Raw genomic sequence first — 16,640 nt, 5'->3', positions numbered from 1 at the left:
CCATGAAAAAGGAACCTGAGGCAATCGCAAAAGTTTCTCTTTCCGCCCATGACGGCATTCCCATGGCCTGTGACCGCGGGGGCCATGGAAATACCCTTCTTTTGTTCATTCACGGCTGGACATGCCGCCGTGCATACTGGCGGCCGCAACTCGAATACTTTGCTTCCTCGTGGCAGGTTGCCGCACCAGATCTTCCGGGCCACGGCGATACCGCCACCAACGGGCGTGCAACCTGGAGTGTGGAGGCCTTCGGAAAAGACATTGCCGCCTGTGCCCGGCAGTTGGAGGCTGAAAAGGTCATTCTGATCGGCCATTCCATGGGCGGACCTGTGGCTCTGGAGGCCGCCCGTGTATTAAAAAATGTCGCAACAGCCGTGGTTCTGGTTGACGCATTTGTAATTGATTATGGCGGTCTGGACAAAGAAACTATCCAGCAAATCGCGGCCCCGTTTGAATCCGATTTCATGGCAGCCATGGAAGGGCTTGTAAATCAAACATCCACGGATGCCACTGCAGAGCATTTAAAAAAACAGCTGGTGTCAGAGATGTCTTCGGCTGATCCTTCCTGGGCCCTGCCGGTATGGCACGATCTTCTTGCATGGAATCCGCGGGCCGCGTTTGACGAACTGGAAATTCCTATTTCCGCTATCAACGGCGATTTGATCCCGGAATCTGCCAGGGCGCGCTGTGCGCCCTTTGTCCGGGAAACAATTATCCCGGGCGCCGGACATTTTCTGCAGATGGAAGATCCCGAAGGATTTAACAAAGTCCTTGAGAAGATTTTGCCTTAAAGTCCTAAAACAGCTATAACCGCAAAACAATATAAAAAATAAATTTCATCCCTACCCCCGGACGATTCCGGCTCAAATTCACCCATTTGGGTGATGACTTTTCTGCTGTCATTCATTAAACTGAACTTACGTAAATATCTGGCCAGGCACACGGCTGTTTCGGACAGACAGGGCTTATCGGCCAGAATATGTTTTTGATGTGTTATCTCTTTTAAAACCAAGGAGTGTCCCATGAACATGAATAGCCTTATCACGGTCAATTTTGTATTTTTCATCATCCTGTGCAGCCTTATTTCCGGATGCACCCAGAAGAATTACACCACCACCTTTACCCCGGCAGAACAGCAGACGCCGGAAACCCTGGACATGAACTATATGGGTCCCAGGGCTAATATTGCCGTGGGCGACTTTACGGTCAAGGCCAGGGGGGCAACCAACTACATCGGCGACGGCCTTCGGGAGATGATGGAAAGCGCTTTGTTTGAATCACTGCGCTTCAACGTGCTCGACCGTCTTGACCCACAGGGGCTAAAAGCCGAACAGCAGCTGAGCTATTCTAAAATGGCCAAACGCGATGCCCGAAAACTCGGCGCGCAAATGGAAGTGGCCGAGCTGATGATCTACGGCACGGTCTCTGAATTTGAATCCGACGCCAAGGGCGCCGGCATCAGCGCCTCGGCTCCGAAAGTGCCGGTGACCACATCAGCTTCCGGCAAAAGTGCTCACATGGCCATTGATGTCCGCGTGGTGGATGTGGCCTCAGGCCGGGTGATTGCTGCCAAACGGGTGGCCGGCTCGGCGGCTTCTTATAAGGCATCAGCCGGCACCGTATTCGGCACCGGCGAAGGCCCGATCCCGGTGAGCCTGGGGGCTTATTCCAACACACCCATGGAACTGGCCATCCGCGACTGCATTTACCGGTCAGTGATCTACGCGTGCCATGCCTTGCCGCAGGGGTATTTTCGCCACTAAAAACCACTGCAACGATTTTTTTAAAAATAACCCAATATTCGGGATAAAAGGATCATGAAGCAACTTTCTGATGTCATTGTGGTGGGTTTCAAGGCATTAAACGAGGGGTCATCGCCTCCAAATACAGCCTCTGTAACCTTCTCTGAGGTCACCGCCGGCAAGGAAACCCAGAAATACAGCTTGAAGCAACACCAGTCCGCCAACATGAACGTAACCTATAAACCGTAAGAAAAAGGTCTGGCTTTATGTTTAAAAAAATTTTGCTGATAACTGCCCTTGTGTTGCTTTGCCTTATTAATAACGGATCTGGCGATGACCGCCAGCAGGAGTATTATGATAAACAAAAAAATGCTCTAAAGGAAAAGGTTGAAAAACGGAAATCGGAGATAAACGAAGCCGAAAAAAAACGCAATGAATACAAAATGCTCTATAAGCAAATCAACAAAGAACATCAGGAAACCAAAGAAACCCTTTCAGAACGGAAAAAAATCCTGGAATACGAAGCCAAAAGACTGGATGCATTTAAGAAATGGAACGCTTTTGTAGCCGCTATAAATGTTATCAACTCATCTCTGCAAAAGGTAAATCCAGGCACCGCAGGCTCGGCAGCCGCCAATTTTGTCGCAGATCGTGTTTTTGAGATCGGAGGCAATCCGGATCTGAAGGCAAACATGTCAAAACTGAAAAATTCCCTGAACAGGACCTCCCCAGCCCAGGAAAAACTTGCAAAAGCCCTTAGCGCAACACCCAAACAGATCGCTGACCGAATGCGCCTGGAAGGCTTTTTAAAGACCGAAGAGGAATACCAGCGGGCAGTACAGGGTGAACACAAGGGAATTGTTACCGCAGGCAACCGCTATGTACAAGAAGCTATTAAAGAAGCTATTAATGAAATCAATGATTTGCAGCAGACTATGCCGGAAGCTTTTGACACGGCAGAAAGAGAGCTTGAAAAGGCCTATGAAAAAACAGGCGAACAAATCGAAAGCATGAACCAGGAAATTGAGAAACTTGAAAAAGAACTGGAAGACACCGAATTTTCTGAGGAGGCATGGAAGCAGGAGCAGGACAGAACGTCTGAATCAGATAAAATAGCAGACCAGCAATGGGAAGACTTCATCAAGGATTATCTATCCCTGTCTGATGAAGAAAAAGCGCGGCAGCGGGCCCTTATGACCGAAGAACAGCTGCAGGAGCTCGACAGGCGCCTGGGTGCTGACCAGAAACCCCAGTGCGGCCCCAACGAACGTATGGACAATCAGGGCAACTGCGTGCCCATCTGCAAGCCCAACGAAAAACTCGACGCTGATGGCAATTGCGTGGCCGTCTGCAAAGACGGGGAAAAACTGAACGAAAAAGGCGAGTGCGTGCCGGCCGAACCCGGCGGCGACGCCCTGCAAAAAGCCAGAACCTGGCTTGACAAAGCCAGAAAAAAGGCAGGCATTGTTTCAGAAAGCCTCAAAGCTGTTGAAAGCATAAAAGCAGAACTTGCTGAAATGCTGACTGCCAACCAGGCCGATCTTACTCAATCGCTCGCACCCCCTGCCGATGCAGCGGAATTGATGGCCGCCTGCAGCGAGGCACAGGCCAAAACCCAGGCACTGCAAAATGAGATCAAGTCGGCAAAAACTGTGTCAGACGGCCATCTCAGCATCCTGAAGCAGAGCTATGCTGAAGTCGCCAGCGCCAGAAAGAAAGCCTGCCAGCAGGCTGATCAGGCATCGGCCAGCCAGGATCCGGAGGAATGCAAACGCCCAGCCTCCCGGGCGGCCGCCCATGCAGCAGCCGCCCGCCAGGCTGCCAGAAATGCCCAGGCTGCTGCCGACAAAATGAAATCGGTTTATGCCCGTATCCAGTCCCAAAATGAAATGGCGTCCCTGAACCAGATGCTGGGGAAAATCCCGGCGGCAATCGAAAACCTGAATGATCAGATTGCCCGGGCCGAAAGCCTCTTGGCCGATCTCAACCCGGCAAACTTTGATGAAAAACGCCAGCAGGGACTGTCTGCAGCGGCCAGAGCAGATGAAGCCGCCCAGCAGGTTCCCGATATTGTGGCCATTATCCACGGACTTCTGATGGATATCGATCCCGCCCTGTCCCAGCAGGCAAAGGAGATCAGAAACCAGGCCGATGCCGTCAAGGAAATCGTGGCAAGCCAAACCCAGTCGGCCGCCCAGGCTGCCGAAGAAATCAGCGCTGGCGGTGAAAGGGCCGGATTGATTGCTGTAGAAGCAACGGCGAAAATAGATGATTTGGCCGCCATGCGCCAAAGCCTGGCCAGCTGCCGGGATATTGATCTGGGTGCAAACCTCAATGATCTGCGCACCAACCGCGATCTTGGCGAAATCTTCGGGCCGGCGGCCGTGGCAGATGCCGAAACTGCAACCCTTTGTGCCGGAGGTGCCGATGCCATCTGCCAGGACCTGCAGAGCGCAGGATGCCAGTCAGACGCGCAATGCGATCCAGGTTATGTGTGTGAAAACCGAAAATGCGTATCTCCATTTGACAGCGGCTATGATGATTACACCGACACCATGGACCAGCGCGACAGTGACCGCGCCCAGGACCGGGCCGACCAGGTGGCGGCTGATCAAAGCGGCCAGGGCGGCAGAAGCGGCTTTACCTCCGGGGATATGGATCAGGACATCGCCTCGGCCCAGGATGCGGTGGCCGGCAAATGCAGCAAGGACTCCCAGTGTCCTGCCGGATATGTGTGCCGGGGCGGCCAGTGTGTGGAAAAAGCCTATGAATGTGCCAAAGACAGTGACTGCGACCCCGGCTATGAATGCCGGCACGGCGAGTGTGTGAAAAAATCCGGGTGTTCATCTGATGCGGACTGCACCGGCGGACAAATCTGCAAGGACGGCAAATGCGCTGATCCGGCCCCGGCACAGACCCAGCAAGCCGCCCTGGCAGTGTCACCTGCCAACAAGGCTGTGGTTTTAAAAGATACTGTCAATCTCAGGGCAGTTTACACCGATACCGACGGCAGCACCAAAGATGTAACATCTGAAGCCGAATGGAATCCTTCTTCCAGCTTTTCGAGTGGCGAAATCGGGGTATATCCGATTACCGCAACCTACAACGGACTGGTTGCCGGCTCCCAGATCACTGTGGTCCAGGAAAAGGGGATGGATGATATCACGGTGAACAAAAAAGTGATCACCGTAACCTTCTGGGACAGCGGACGACTGGAGGACGGAGACATGATAGATGTTCTTATCAACGGCAAAGTGGTTTTTCCGGGCATTACCCTGACCTTTGCCAAGCAGAGCCGAACCATTACCATGAATGCTGATGTCATTGTGGTGGGTTTCAAGGCATTAAACGAGGGCTCTTCTCCGCCCAACACAGCCTCGGTCACCTTCTCTGAGGTCACTGCCGGCAAGGAAACCCAGAAATACAGTTTAAAAGAACATCAGTCTGCAAATATGAATGTGACTTACAAACCTTAGACACTCGCGGCAGATTGCCGGAGCACAAACCATGATTTTTTCACAAAACATAAAATCTGAGCCAAAGCACTGGACCCGGACTGATTTCGGGGCACGGGTTCTTTGCTTATCATTTTTTATCTGTATTTTTGCTGTATTTTTTTTCACTACTGCCATCGCCCAGATCCGGCCCCTGCCCTCAACCACTCCCCGCAGCCGGGAGGTGATTGATGTCACCCGGGTCAATGAATCCTGGGCCCGGGACTGGGACGTGACCCACACGGCCGTGAAGTTCCCGGACGGCGGCCGGGCCGGATTTTACAGAAGGCCGCCCCGGATGGGCGATTCAGTGCCCCATACCGGACGCCTGGGGATTTTGTATCTTTATCCGGAAAGCGATTATCGTCCGGCAAAAATCTCCAGAAAACATGTTCAGATCACCCAGGGCACATCCCGGCTGGTTATCAGCGCGTGTGCCAACCGGGTTCCCCGGGGGGAGTGGACCCTGCGGCTGCTGGTCGACAATGAACAATTCGGCGGAGATGTGACCATTTCCGGTGATGAGCAGTGGCAGGACATTGCCTTTAACCTGTCCACGTTTATCGGCCACAGGGTGGATCTGGAAATCGAGGCACATGCTTTTTTAAGAAGAGCCGCCCATGTGTATATCGATTCCATAAGCCTGGAGGACCCGGCAAAACATCCGGTCTCTATGCTCACGGGGACAGGTGTTGACCGCCAGAGCCGGTACCGGCCCCTGGATGAACAATCAGACATGCAGTCAATAAAAGACCCGGATGATGATCCGCTTTATTTTGATATTTATTACTGGAATTTCATTGAGCTGCTCCGGGAGCGGGAAGAAAGAAGACGCTACGATTATGACTACTACCAAGGCCGAAACAGGCATTATCATAAAAAACGCTGAATCAAAAAGGATTCCATGACCAGATTAATTCTATTTTTCAGTTATATCAGTCTTCTGGCAGCCGCCGCGCTCTTCAGCCCTGAAAAAATAATGGCTGAAGAATTTGATATTCCCCTGGGGCCGGCCTACCAGGGTTCCAAATGCATGACCGCGGTTGCCGATTTTGCCGTGGAAGTGCCAGGCGCGCCCCAGGAAATCGGAAACGGCTTAAAAGAGATGCTTCAGACCGCCCTGTTTGACTCCAATTATTTTGCTCTGGTGGACCGCTCCGATCCCCAGGGCATAAGTGCTGAACACCTTCTGTCAGACTCGTTTATGGCAGATCCGGACGCCATCCTGGAGCAGGGCCAGATGGATCCGGCTGAAACGCTGATTTACGGAACCCTGACGCATCTGGAAGGCGGCGGCGCCGGTCTTCGGGTCAAAGCGCCGTGGGTGCCTTTGAAATTGGGCGGCTCCTATCACAACGCCCGGGCTGTGGTTGATATCCGGGTGGTGGATGCGGCCAGCGGCCGGGTCATTGCCGCGGCCAGCCATTCCGGGTCTGCCAAATCAGGCAGCGGCGCTTTTGGCGCCGCCTTCAGGGGGGTGGATATGCCTGTTGAGCTGGAAATGTTTAAAAATACCCCTTTGGAGCTCTGCATCCGGGACTGCATTTACCGGAGCGTGGTGGATCTGTGCAAAACCATTCCGCCGGAATATTTCCGGCATTAAAACAGAATAAATTAATCAACAATGGATGGAAATTCATCCCAAAACACAAACGGAGGAAAAAAAATGAAACGTAAAAAGACCTGGCCCTGCAAACTGATTCTGTTTTTTTTGACCTTTGCCCTGGCTTTTCCCCTGGGCCCCATGTCGGCCCTGGCTGCGGCAAAGATCAACCACACACCGCCTGCGGAAAACTACATCCCCGGATTCCGGATCAATCTGGATGTGGAAATCCAGGACAGCGGCGATCTGCTTGCGGCACGCTGCTACTTTAAGACAAAACAGGATAAAAACTTTGCCTTCACGGATATGTTTGATCAGGGAGACGGCAAGTATCAAGCAGTTCTGCCGGCGCCCTGGATCAATTCCGAAGCCGTGGAATACCTGTTTGTAACCGTGGATCCGGACAAAAAAGTCACAAGGTCCCCGGTATTTGTCATTGAAGAAGGTGAAACCGAGGAGGCTGCCACCTGGAAGGATGCCAGTGAAGTAGAGCAGGTTCGCATAGACAAGGCCCAGGAAGCCATTGAAGACTATGAAGCCATCCGCCGGCAGCTGCAAACCAACAATCGCAGCCGCCTGCCGGAATATCAAAGCAGCCAAAGTACAGATACCCTGACCGTTCAGACCGAGCTGAGCAAGGAAGCTGTCCCTTTAAATGGTTTCTATGACAAAGCCATTGTTACCGAGGTTGCAGACAGCGCCAAATACGGCTTCATGGCCAAGGGTCTTTACAGCGCCGAACAGATTGCCGCGGCCGAAGCAGCCGGTGTGCCCACCGCATCGGCGGGCATGTCTACCCTGACCAAGGTCGGCATCGGTGTTCTGGCCGTGGGTGCGGCAGGCGCTGCAATAGCAGCTGCTGATTCCGGATCCGGCTCCAGTTCCGGTGGTGGTGGCGGTGGTGGCGGTGGTGGCGGTGGTGGAACCACCGACCTGACAGCCGACAGCATTCTGGGTTCATGGAATTTTTCCGGCCAGAGAAGAGATGGCGTGAATAGGAGCGGAACCATTGAATTCAGGGAAAACGGCACCCAGACCTTTACCGTCACCGACGCCGACGGGCAGTCAGACGGCAGCGGCAGCGGTACCTGGCAGCTGTCTGACAGCACGCTGACCATTGATTTCAGCGGGCAAATGTCCACATGGATCGGCACGGTGTCGGGCAACAGCACATCGTTTACCCTGGATACAACCTCCGGGACCAACCACGGGATTTACAACTTTACCCGGTAAAGGCTTTAAACGGCTTTTTTTACTTCCAAAGGGGGCGTCTGCCCCCTTTGGGACCAATTTCAGGCAATGATCTGCAATAATGAGCCATTGAATGAAACGCAGAGGTTTTGAGGATGTCTGAAAAAATAGTTTTTTATAAGAAACTGACAGTTGTTCTGGTATTGCTGGGGCTTGTCCTGTGCACACCGGTCCTGCATGCCGCCTCTGACACAGATGCAGCCGGACACCAAAGCATTGAGGAACTGCGCCAGGGCCAGCAGGAGGACCTGGCCCGCCTGAAATCCTATTATGACGATCTGGCGCGCAAGCTCTGCCCCCGGCTGAAAAACGGGCAGATTGACACCTCCTCGCCTGAATACCAGAGCCTGGAAAAGGACTACCGCCAGGATCATCAGAAACTGCGGGAAGTCTATTTGAAAAAGGATCCACGCCTGGCCGATTTTCAGGCCGGCAATGACATCCCGGGAATCAAAAGCAGCGGCAGCCGGCCCAAGGACGTGCGCGCTGATGTGGACTGGACAGCGGAAACCCCGGAGGCACTGGAGGCCAAACGCCGGCAGTGGGAGCAGCGCGGAGATGTGGTTGTGGAGGAAGGCCACAAGATCGTTAATCAAACCACGGACGAAACCCTCTGGAAGCCCGGCAGCGAGCCCGGAAGCGATGCCCTGGTTCATGACGGCGACGCCCACGGCACCCAGGGCGGGCGCGAGGCCGTCACCCGGAAAAAAACTCCGGAAGGCCATGACATTTCCGGCGACGGGATCCGGGATGCAGAAGGCGCAGCCCTGGACCATGAAAAAAAATACCTGGATGCCAAAGAGCGCAACAATTTAAAAGATCAGGCCAAAACCGCGGTCAAAAGCGCTGATGACACCGGACGCAAAAGCGATGTGGTGGATCAGGCCCGGGAATTGAAAAATTACGGGGATGAAATCACTTCCGGGATTTCACATCTGGGCGAAGATTCGGACCAGCGGGCAGATAAAGTTAAGGAATTTCAAAAAAAGCTGGATTCGGAAATGGATGCCAGCACGGCCGAAGGCCGGAAAAAGGGGCAGCAGACAGACAGCTTGCGAAAAAAAATTGCCGATTCCGCCCGAAAGGCTGAAAACACCGGGGATCCAGCCTGGGATGAGGCCCGCAGGAATGCCAATTACGGCGACCAGGACACCACTTCAGAAGCCATTGAAAACCGCCGCAACGATGTTGCAGAAAGCAACCAGCGGACACGTGATGAAATCGCCCGCAGAAAAGCCGGAACAGACCCCGGCCGGCCGGATGCAGATACAGCAGATGCCGCAAAAAAAACGCAAACCAGCGATTCTCCGCATACAAAGCGTGTCCTTCCGCCTGAACCCCCTGCCCTGATAAAAAAAACAATACCGGATCCGGATGGTGTGGATTCAGCCGGCAGAAAACAAGCCGCTGACGATGCTGCCCGCACCCGGGACAAATCCGGAAGCCAGGATGCGGCCGGTTCACCGCCGGGCAAAAGCAAGGCCGGCCAGGCAGCCGACGGCTTTAACACCGCAGATGATCTGATCCAGGCCATTGAAACAGGCACAACTTATGTGGAAGGCATCCAGGAAGGGGATGCGGGCAAAGCCATGTCCCCGGTGGTGGGCCAGGATACGGCCAAACGGGTGAAGATGGAAAACGCACAAAAATGGGCGGATCTGGAAGGCAAGGCAGACGAGGCCAAAAAAACTGAAGTGTCCTCAGAGCTGGAAGCCAAGCTCCGGCGAATGGGCGCATCGGCAGACGAGGCAAGAAGCGCCCGGGACAAATGGGACAAAGGCGATGTAAAGGGTTTCCGGGATGATGTTGCAAAAATCAAGGCCCGGGGACAAAAAGATCAGGCTCCGCGGGGACTGGCTCCTGCCGATTCCATCGAAGAGGAAGACGGGGCCCTGGATCGGTTAAAGGAAGGCGGGAAACAGGCCGGACGCTATGTGGACAGTTTTTACGGCGGCATCAATGATCGCACCCAGCAGTCTGTTGAAAACCGCGATGAGCTCAACAATGTCCAGGACAATATCCAGGGCGGCATCCAGGATGAAATCGACAATGAGCTCATCAAAAAAATGATGCGCAAAGGGGTGCCTTACCAAGAAGCCCGAGATGCCCTGGAACAGAAAAGAAGCGGGGACTCAAGGGCCTGGAATCAGCTGCGGGACAACCTGCCGGGCCGGGGCGATCCTTCCGCAAAACACGATGGAGAAGGTTTGTCTGCTGACGGAAAAACCCAGTCCTATGAGACCGGAGATCTGACCGAAGACTGGAAGGACAATGCCTTAAAGGAAGCCGAACAGAAGGGAAACACGATTCTCAAGCCCATTGACATGATCGCCGAATGGCAGGAAGCCAATCATCTGGAAGAAATGCGGGAGAACAAGCGGGCTGCTGAATTCTACAAGGCCATGCGCAAATGGGGTGCCGGCAAGGAGGAAGCCCTGAAAGCGGCCCGGGCGTTTGCCGAAACCGGGGACCGGACCAAAAGCGGAAATATTTACCAGAAATACCTCAAGGAAAATCTCGAAAAGCAAAAGGTGGCAGAGCGCCCCAATGAAAAGCAGGATGCCGCCGGCAACTGGGTGTGCAAAAACGGATACCACCGGGTCAATGGAAAGTGCGTACCCGAGCCCGAGCCCGAATGCCGGTCAGACGCCCAGTGTCAGGCCGGCTACGTGTGCAAACAGGGCAAGTGCGTGTCGCCCTTTGACTCCGGGTATGACGATTATGAAAAAACCCTGGCCCAGCGCACCGGGGACCGGGACCAGGACCGGGCCGATCAGATCGCCGCAGACCAGAGCTCTGCCCCAAAACCAAAGGGCTACACTTCAAAAGACTTGTCCAGTGACCTGGATACGGCCCAAAACGACCTGGACGGCAGATGTCAAAGCGATTCCCAGTGCCCGCCGGGATATGTGTGCAGCAATGGATCCTGCGTGGATCCGTTTCAGACCGGCCAACCGGCTGATTCTGGCGCGGACCCATCCCCCGCTTCCGGTGGAGACCCGGCAGGTGATCCCATGCACCCCCCGGATCCGGCAGCAGCCCCGGGTACGGGCCCGGATCCGGCAGAGCCGGCAGCTCCGGCTTCTTCAGCCCAATCTCTTGCAGTAAATGCTTCTGTGACGGATGAAAAGGCCGATTCCATCCAATACGCGGTGGCAGCCTCGGTTACCGGTGTCACCCGTCCGGTTTCTCTGCAGCTTTCCCTGCAGAATGCGGCCACCGGGGGATCCACCAAAACCCTGAACGCAGACGGGACTGCCACCTGGGCGGTCACGGTTCTGGACAAAAACGCCACGGCCACGGTCCGCCGCAGCGACACGGGCAACAGCCAATCCATTTCTCTGCCCGGCAAAAAACCCGTTGCCCAACCGCCCGCCGCATCATCGCCGGACCCGCCGGCACAGGCGCCGGCCGCCAACTACGACGGCATCTACAAAGGCTGGGCCAAATATGTCTGTGTACGCAACGGGAAAGAATCTTCAAGGGGGACCCTTGAGGGTTATGTCCTTATTCGCGGCAATAAGATCGTTGATGGTGACATAGAAGGAACCATTTCCGGAAGCAAAATATCCGGTAAGGATGTTGACAGCGGCTTTACTTTTACAGGAGACATCAACTATAAAAGAGCCTACGGAACCGTATCGGGATCATTCCTCGGTGCTCCCTGCAGGGGAACATTTGAATTTATTAAACAATAACTCCAGTAAGGGGAAAAACCAGGCTAAAGCAGCCCAAATGCAGAAATCCTGTAGCCGGAAACAAACCATTATCCTCTGGGTCCTGTTTTTTACGGTCTGGCTGCCGGCCGGATTGGTCTGCCAAATCCGGCCGGCCCTGGCCATGACCGGCCCGGCCCTGGACCTGAGCCTGGAGCAGTGCATCGAAATCGCTCTGGCACAAAACCGGAGCCTGCGGCTTTCCCAAAACAGCCTTTCAGTGCGGGAAAAATCCCTTGAAGCCGCCCAAACCGCTTTTGACGTGCTTTATTATCCAGCCGTGGGCGCCGGTGCCATTGATGGTGAAAAAGACGTATCTGCCGGCATCACGGCCCGGAAACGTTTCACCCTGGGACCGGAACTGTCTGTTTCCCCACGTGCCGGAACGTTTGCGGACAATTACTCAGCAGAAATGGGGATATCACTTGATATCCCCTTGTTTCGCAATTTTGGAAAAAACATTAACCTTGACCCGATCCGTTCAGGGCAATTTGCCATCCGATCTGCTGATCGCTCTTTATATCTCGCCCAAGCCAGCACAATTATGTCTGTAATTTCAGCTGTTTATCGAATTATTGACCTAAACAAACGGGTGCAGATCAACCGTGATCAGGTCCAGCGGTTCAAGGCATATGCGGCCCTGGCAGATGCCAAGGAACGGGTCAACCTGGCATCTCCCATTGATGTATACAGATCCCTGATCCGGCTGCGGGATGTGGAAAACCGTCTGTCGGTCGCCAAAGAAGCCCTTGACGAAGCCTATGACAACCTCAAGATAATTCTGGCCCTGCCCGTGGATCAAAAAATAAGCGTACAGGCGCCTTTGGCCCTGGAACCGGTGAAAATCAACCTTGAAACAGCGATTGAAACCGCAATGGAAAACCGGATCGAACTGGTCCAGAGCCGGGACGCCTACCGGGAATCCGTTCGCCGGGGAGGCATCGCCAAGCAGCGGATTCTGCCCGATGTCCGGCTCCGGATGGGCTATTCCCGCTATGGGCGGGCCATGGATTCCATGGGGGACTTGAATCTGTCCGACGATACGTGGCGGGTCATGCTCACCTCCTCATCGGATTTGATGCGCACCACGGAAAAAATCAATTATCAGCAAAGCCTCTATGAAGTGGAAAATGCCCGCCTCAATATCCAAAGCAGCCGGGATGAAATCCAAAAGCAGGTGCGCCGGGAAATGACCGCCCTGGAAAAAGCCCTGGACCGCATCCGCACAAGTGAAAAACAGATTCATGAGGCCCGTGGCAAACGCTCTCTTGCGGAGATTAAATTCAATCACGGACTGGCAGACAACTTTGATGTCATCGAGGCGGAAACCGAACTCCAGCAGGCGCAGATAAATCTGGTAGCCACCCAGGTCGATTACATCGTGGGGCGCTACCGGCTCCGGTCGGCCCTGGGCACACTGGTGGAAAGCACGGGCAATCTCATGCCATGAAGCCTTTATTAAAAATACTTGCAGGAATTTCCGCGGCGCTGATCCTGGTGGGTGCCGGCGCCTATATTGGCCTGTCGGGAACCGAAACCCGGGATGTCAACATCCCCCTGGCCACAGTCAAGCAGCGGGATCTGATCATGGAGGTAAACACCATCGGAGTGCTTGATGCGGCCGCCTCCCACATGGTCACCTCGGAGCTGAGCAACGCCCGGATAATCGACCTGATAGACGACGGCAGCCGGGTGGAGGCCGGCGAAGTCCTGGTGCGCCTGGACCCCACTGCCTACCAGGAGGACCTGGAGCGCCTGGCAGGCGATATCAGCATGCTGGAATCCGCTGTTGCTGCCAAGGCCCAGCTTCTGGAATGGGAGAAAAACCAGGTGACAAAGGAAATCCAGACAGCCGAGTTCAATGTCCGGGTGGCGCGTCTGGATCTTGATCAGCTGCGCAAGGGTGAAGGCCCCATGGAGCTGACAAACCTAAAGGAGCAGGCAGACGAACAGCTCGAGGCCAGGAATCGCTATCAGGCTTATCTGTCCGACCTGCAGAAACTCCAGGAGCAGCAGTTTGATTTCACCTATGAAGTGGTCCGGGCCAGAGAAAAGCTTGCCCAGTTAAACGATGCACTGGCTTCGGCCCGGTCCAAGCATGTCAATTACCGGGATCATGTGCTGCCGGCTCGCATCGAGCGGGGCAAGGCCGAAGTCGAACAGGCCGAAACCGTTCTGGAGCAGACCCGCAAAGGCGGGGTTTACAAAATCGCGCAGGCTGCTGCTTCCTTAAATGAAGTCAGAAGCAAGCTCGAAAACACTCAAAAAGCCCTGGCACTGGCCCGGCAGCGACTAACCAAAACCGTTATCACAGCACCGTCAGCCGGCATTGTAATCCTGTATGAAGCCTTTCGGGAAGGCACCCGGCGAAAACCCCGCATCGGGGACGTGATTCTGCAAAATCAACCCATCCTTTATCTGCCCGACGTCTCTTCCATGATCGTAAAGACAAAGGTCCGGGAGGTGGATCTGCACAAAGTGGAAATGGGCCAGGCCTGTGATGTATTTGTGGATGCATACCCGAATGAAGCCTATGCCGGCATAATTGGCTTTATCGGCTCTCTTGCCACAGAGGACTACCAGACAGGACACGGGGCCAAGTATTTTCAGGTGACCATTGATCTGGCTGATTCAGATTCCCGGTTACGACCCGGCATGACCGCCCGGATAGGAATTTTAACCGAGCAGGCCCAAAATACCCTGAGTCTCCCGGTTCATGCGGTGTTTGGCAGGGATCAGAACCGCTATTGCTACCGGTTTACCGGCCGGGAATTTCAACGGGTGGAGGTGGCCACGGGCCGCCAGAATGTTCACTTTATGGAAATTAAAAAGGGTCTGAATTCCGACGATCGGGTGAGCATGGTCAAACCAGCGGGATTTTCCAATGAATGATCTGCTGATCCGGGCTCAACAGGTCTCCAAGACTTATACATTCGGCGAAAAACGTCTGCAGATTCTGGACCGCATCGATTTTTGCGTTAAAGTCGGTGAATTTGTCGCCATCATGGGGCCGTCCGGATCGGGCAAATCTACTTTAATGCACATTTTAGGCTGCATGGACCGGCCTAGTTCCGGAAAATATCTGTTTTCCGGTGCAGATCTTTCCAGGGCAACGGACCGGCAGCTGGCCCGTATCCGGAGCCACAGGATTGGATTTGTCTTCCAGAGCTTTAACCTGATTTTTGGCCTTGATCTGCTTGAAAACGTGGAACTTCCATTTATATATGCCCCCCCGCAGCACAGGAAAAACCGCAGGCACGCAATGGAGGCCATCGCTCAGGTGGGCCTGTCCAATCGGATTCACCATCGACCATCCCAGCTCTCGGGTGGGGAGATGCAGCGGGCCGCTATTGCCCGGGCCCTGGCCGTGAACCCGGAACTGATTCTGGCAGATGAGCCCACAGGCAACCTGGATGCCCGAACCGGTCAGGGCATTCTGGACCTGCTTTCAGATCTGCACACAGCGGGCAAGACCATTGTTCTGGTCACCCATGATCAAAATGTGGCGTCCTGCGCCCAGAAAGTCATCACCCTGGAAAATGGCACTCTTCACTGAAATTGCATGCAAATCCCAATCTTTTTTTAATACAGCACTTCGTTCAGTAGGGCGAAACAAGCTTCGCTCGTTTCTAAGTGTACTTGGCGTGGTCTTTGGGGTCATGGCGGTAATGACAATCATCTGCATCGGCCAGGGCGCCAGAAACGAAGCTGTTCGGCAAATGGAACAGCTTGGCACCCGCAATATCTATCTAAAACAGGTGACATTAAGCACTGAGCAAAAGGCAGAAGCCGCCCGGCGCAATGTAGAAGGGCTCAACAGCCGCGATATCAAACAGCTTGGGCAAGCCGGCATTGCGATCCAACAAATGGCCAGCCTTAAAGAACTTTCCGTGGAGGTCATTGGCGCCCCTGGCCAGATCTCCCCCCAGGTGGCGGCTTGCAGCGCCAATTATGCCAATGTGTTAAACCTGAAAATGTTAGCGGGCCGGTTTATTAATCAAAGCGACATTGACAGCCATGAACTGGTGTGCGTACTGGGAAGCGATGTGGCAGCCCGGCTGGGAGAAGACGGAAAACTTTTTGAACAGCTTCGCATGGGATCCCAGATGTTTACCATTGTGGGGCATCTTGACCGGATTGATTTCAGCGACTCGGGTTCGGCCGCTGTTTCCGTCCGCAATCACAATGAAATGATTCTGCTGCCCACAGGCACAAGCAAATGGCTGCCCAAGCCCAGGGCTGCAATGGGCAAAAAATCGGAACCAGAAGCTGAATTTTCTGAAATTATTATTAAAATAACCGATTCGCACCAGGTCCTTGACAGCGCGGCCGTCATCGGCCGGATCATGGAACAGAGCCACGACAGTATTCTCGACTACCAGATGGTAGTCCCGCTGGAACTGCTTCGCCAGGCCCGCAAAACCCATGAAATGTTTAACTGGTTTCTGGCAGCCATTGCCGGCATTTCACTGATCGTGGGGGGCATCGGCATCATGAACATCATGCTGGCCACCATATCGGAAAGAAAAAAAGAAATCGGCATCCGCCGGGCCGTGGGCGCCACAAAGCTTCATATCATGGCCCAGTTTCTCATAGAGTCGATGCTGCTGACCCTGACGGGCGGAGCAATCGGTGTATTTCTGGGTGCTGCGGCTGCATTTGCCATTGCAGTGGCAGCTCCCTGGCACGCATCGCTGTCTTTTGGGGCTGTTTTTATACCGCTTGTAATGTCTGTTTTTGTGGGCCTGTTTTTCGGCCTTTATCCGGCATACCAGGCCGCCAGGGTAGATCCGATTCAAGCCCTTAGATATGAATAAGAGGTATTATACTCATC

At 54.1% G+C, this 16,640-nt stretch carries 12 protein-coding genes; all 12 read left to right on the top strand.

Translation table 11 applies throughout. The features are described from left to right. The first annotated feature begins 2 nt into the window (after nucleotides 1-2). The 12 genes from U5L07_08735 (at nucleotide 3) to U5L07_08680 (ending at nucleotide 16,623) form a co-directional block, all read left to right on the top strand. Nucleotides 3-791 carry an alpha/beta hydrolase gene (locus U5L07_08735; GenBank protein ID MDZ7831821.1) on the top strand — a complete coding sequence of 263 codons (789 nt, stop codon included), beginning with the start codon at nucleotides 3-5 and terminating at the stop codon, nucleotides 789-791. 231 nt (nucleotides 792-1,022) lie between these two features. Then, nucleotides 1,023-1,763: a CsgG/HfaB family protein gene (locus U5L07_08730; GenBank protein ID MDZ7831820.1), complete on the top strand. Its 741-nt coding sequence runs from the start codon at nucleotides 1,023-1,025 to the stop codon at nucleotides 1,761-1,763. Nucleotides 1,764-1,817: 54 nt separating this feature from the next. Continuing rightward, on the top strand, nucleotides 1,818-1,991 hold the full coding sequence (locus U5L07_08725) for a hypothetical protein (protein MDZ7831819.1): 174 nt from the start codon (nucleotides 1,818-1,820) through the stop codon (nucleotides 1,989-1,991). 194 nt (nucleotides 1,992-2,185) lie between these two features. Next, nucleotides 2,186-5,218: a hypothetical protein gene (locus U5L07_08720; GenBank protein ID MDZ7831818.1), complete on the top strand. Its 3,033-nt coding sequence runs from the start codon at nucleotides 2,186-2,188 to the stop codon at nucleotides 5,216-5,218. Between the two features lie 31 nt (nucleotides 5,219-5,249). Beyond that, nucleotides 5,250-6,125 carry a hypothetical protein gene (locus U5L07_08715; GenBank protein ID MDZ7831817.1) on the top strand — a complete coding sequence of 292 codons (876 nt, stop codon included), beginning with the start codon at nucleotides 5,250-5,252 and terminating at the stop codon, nucleotides 6,123-6,125. A 15-nt stretch (nucleotides 6,126-6,140) separates the two neighbouring features. Beyond that, nucleotides 6,141-6,839, top strand: a complete 699-nt coding sequence (locus U5L07_08710) for a CsgG/HfaB family protein (protein MDZ7831816.1) — start codon at nucleotides 6,141-6,143, stop codon at nucleotides 6,837-6,839. 63 nt (nucleotides 6,840-6,902) lie between these two features. Then, nucleotides 6,903-8,072, top strand: a complete 1,170-nt coding sequence (locus tag U5L07_08705; protein ID MDZ7831815.1) for a lipocalin family protein — start codon at nucleotides 6,903-6,905, stop codon at nucleotides 8,070-8,072. A 113-nt stretch (nucleotides 8,073-8,185) separates the two neighbouring features. Then, entirely contained in the window at nucleotides 8,186-11,788 is a 3,603-nt protein-coding gene (locus tag U5L07_08700) for a hypothetical protein (protein ID MDZ7831814.1), read from the top strand. 37 nt (nucleotides 11,789-11,825) lie between these two features. Beyond that, nucleotides 11,826-13,256, top strand: a complete 1,431-nt coding sequence (locus U5L07_08695; protein ID MDZ7831813.1) for a TolC family protein — start codon at nucleotides 11,826-11,828, stop codon at nucleotides 13,254-13,256. Further along, entirely contained in the window at nucleotides 13,253-14,698 is a 1,446-nt protein-coding gene (locus U5L07_08690) for an efflux RND transporter periplasmic adaptor subunit (protein ID MDZ7831812.1), read from the top strand. The genes U5L07_08695 and U5L07_08690 overlap by 4 nt, the downstream gene beginning before the upstream one ends. Further along, nucleotides 14,691-15,362: an ABC transporter ATP-binding protein gene (locus tag U5L07_08685; protein ID MDZ7831811.1), complete on the top strand. Its 672-nt coding sequence runs from the start codon at nucleotides 14,691-14,693 to the stop codon at nucleotides 15,360-15,362. The genes U5L07_08690 and U5L07_08685 overlap by 8 nt, the downstream gene beginning before the upstream one ends. Next, on the top strand, nucleotides 15,298-16,623 hold the full coding sequence (locus tag U5L07_08680) for an ABC transporter permease (protein ID MDZ7831810.1): 1,326 nt from the start codon (nucleotides 15,298-15,300) through the stop codon (nucleotides 16,621-16,623). The genes U5L07_08685 and U5L07_08680 overlap by 65 nt, the downstream gene beginning before the upstream one ends. Nucleotides 16,624-16,640: the final 17 nt, after the last annotated feature.

It is taken from the genome of Desulfobacterales bacterium, from assembly GCA_034520365.1.
In the GTDB taxonomy this organism is placed as follows: Bacteria; Desulfobacterota; Desulfobacteria; order Desulfobacterales; family Desulfosalsimonadaceae; genus M55B175.
Note: the sequence above shows the minus strand (reverse complement) of the source record. Positions and strands in the feature narration are given on the sequence as shown.

Excerpts from the sequence above, each read along its gene's own strand:
- U5L07_08735 (MDZ7831821.1), top strand. The coding sequence starts at position 3 with ATGAAAAAGGAACCTGAGGCAATCGCAAAAGTTTCTCTTTCCGCCCAT.
- U5L07_08720 (MDZ7831818.1), top strand. The coding sequence starts at position 2,186 with ATGCTCTATAAGCAAATCAACAAAGAACATCAGGAAACCAAAGAAACC.
- U5L07_08685 (MDZ7831811.1), top strand. The coding sequence starts at position 14,691 with ATGAATGATCTGCTGATCCGGGCTCAACAGGTCTCCAAGACTTATACA.
- U5L07_08690 (MDZ7831812.1), top strand. The coding sequence starts at position 13,253 with ATGAAGCCTTTATTAAAAATACTTGCAGGAATTTCCGCGGCGCTGATC.
- U5L07_08700 (MDZ7831814.1), top strand. The coding sequence starts at position 8,186 with ATGTCTGAAAAAATAGTTTTTTATAAGAAACTGACAGTTGTTCTGGTA.
- U5L07_08695 (MDZ7831813.1), top strand. The coding sequence starts at position 11,826 with ATGCAGAAATCCTGTAGCCGGAAACAAACCATTATCCTCTGGGTCCTG.
- U5L07_08710 (MDZ7831816.1), top strand. The coding sequence starts at position 6,141 with ATGACCAGATTAATTCTATTTTTCAGTTATATCAGTCTTCTGGCAGCC.
- U5L07_08705 (MDZ7831815.1), top strand. The coding sequence starts at position 6,903 with ATGAAACGTAAAAAGACCTGGCCCTGCAAACTGATTCTGTTTTTTTTG.
- U5L07_08730 (MDZ7831820.1), top strand. The coding sequence starts at position 1,023 with ATGAACATGAATAGCCTTATCACGGTCAATTTTGTATTTTTCATCATC.
- U5L07_08715 (MDZ7831817.1), top strand. The coding sequence starts at position 5,250 with ATGATTTTTTCACAAAACATAAAATCTGAGCCAAAGCACTGGACCCGG.
- U5L07_08725 (MDZ7831819.1), top strand. The coding sequence starts at position 1,818 with ATGAAGCAACTTTCTGATGTCATTGTGGTGGGTTTCAAGGCATTAAAC.
- U5L07_08680 (MDZ7831810.1), top strand. The coding sequence starts at position 15,298 with ATGATCAAAATGTGGCGTCCTGCGCCCAGAAAGTCATCACCCTGGAAA.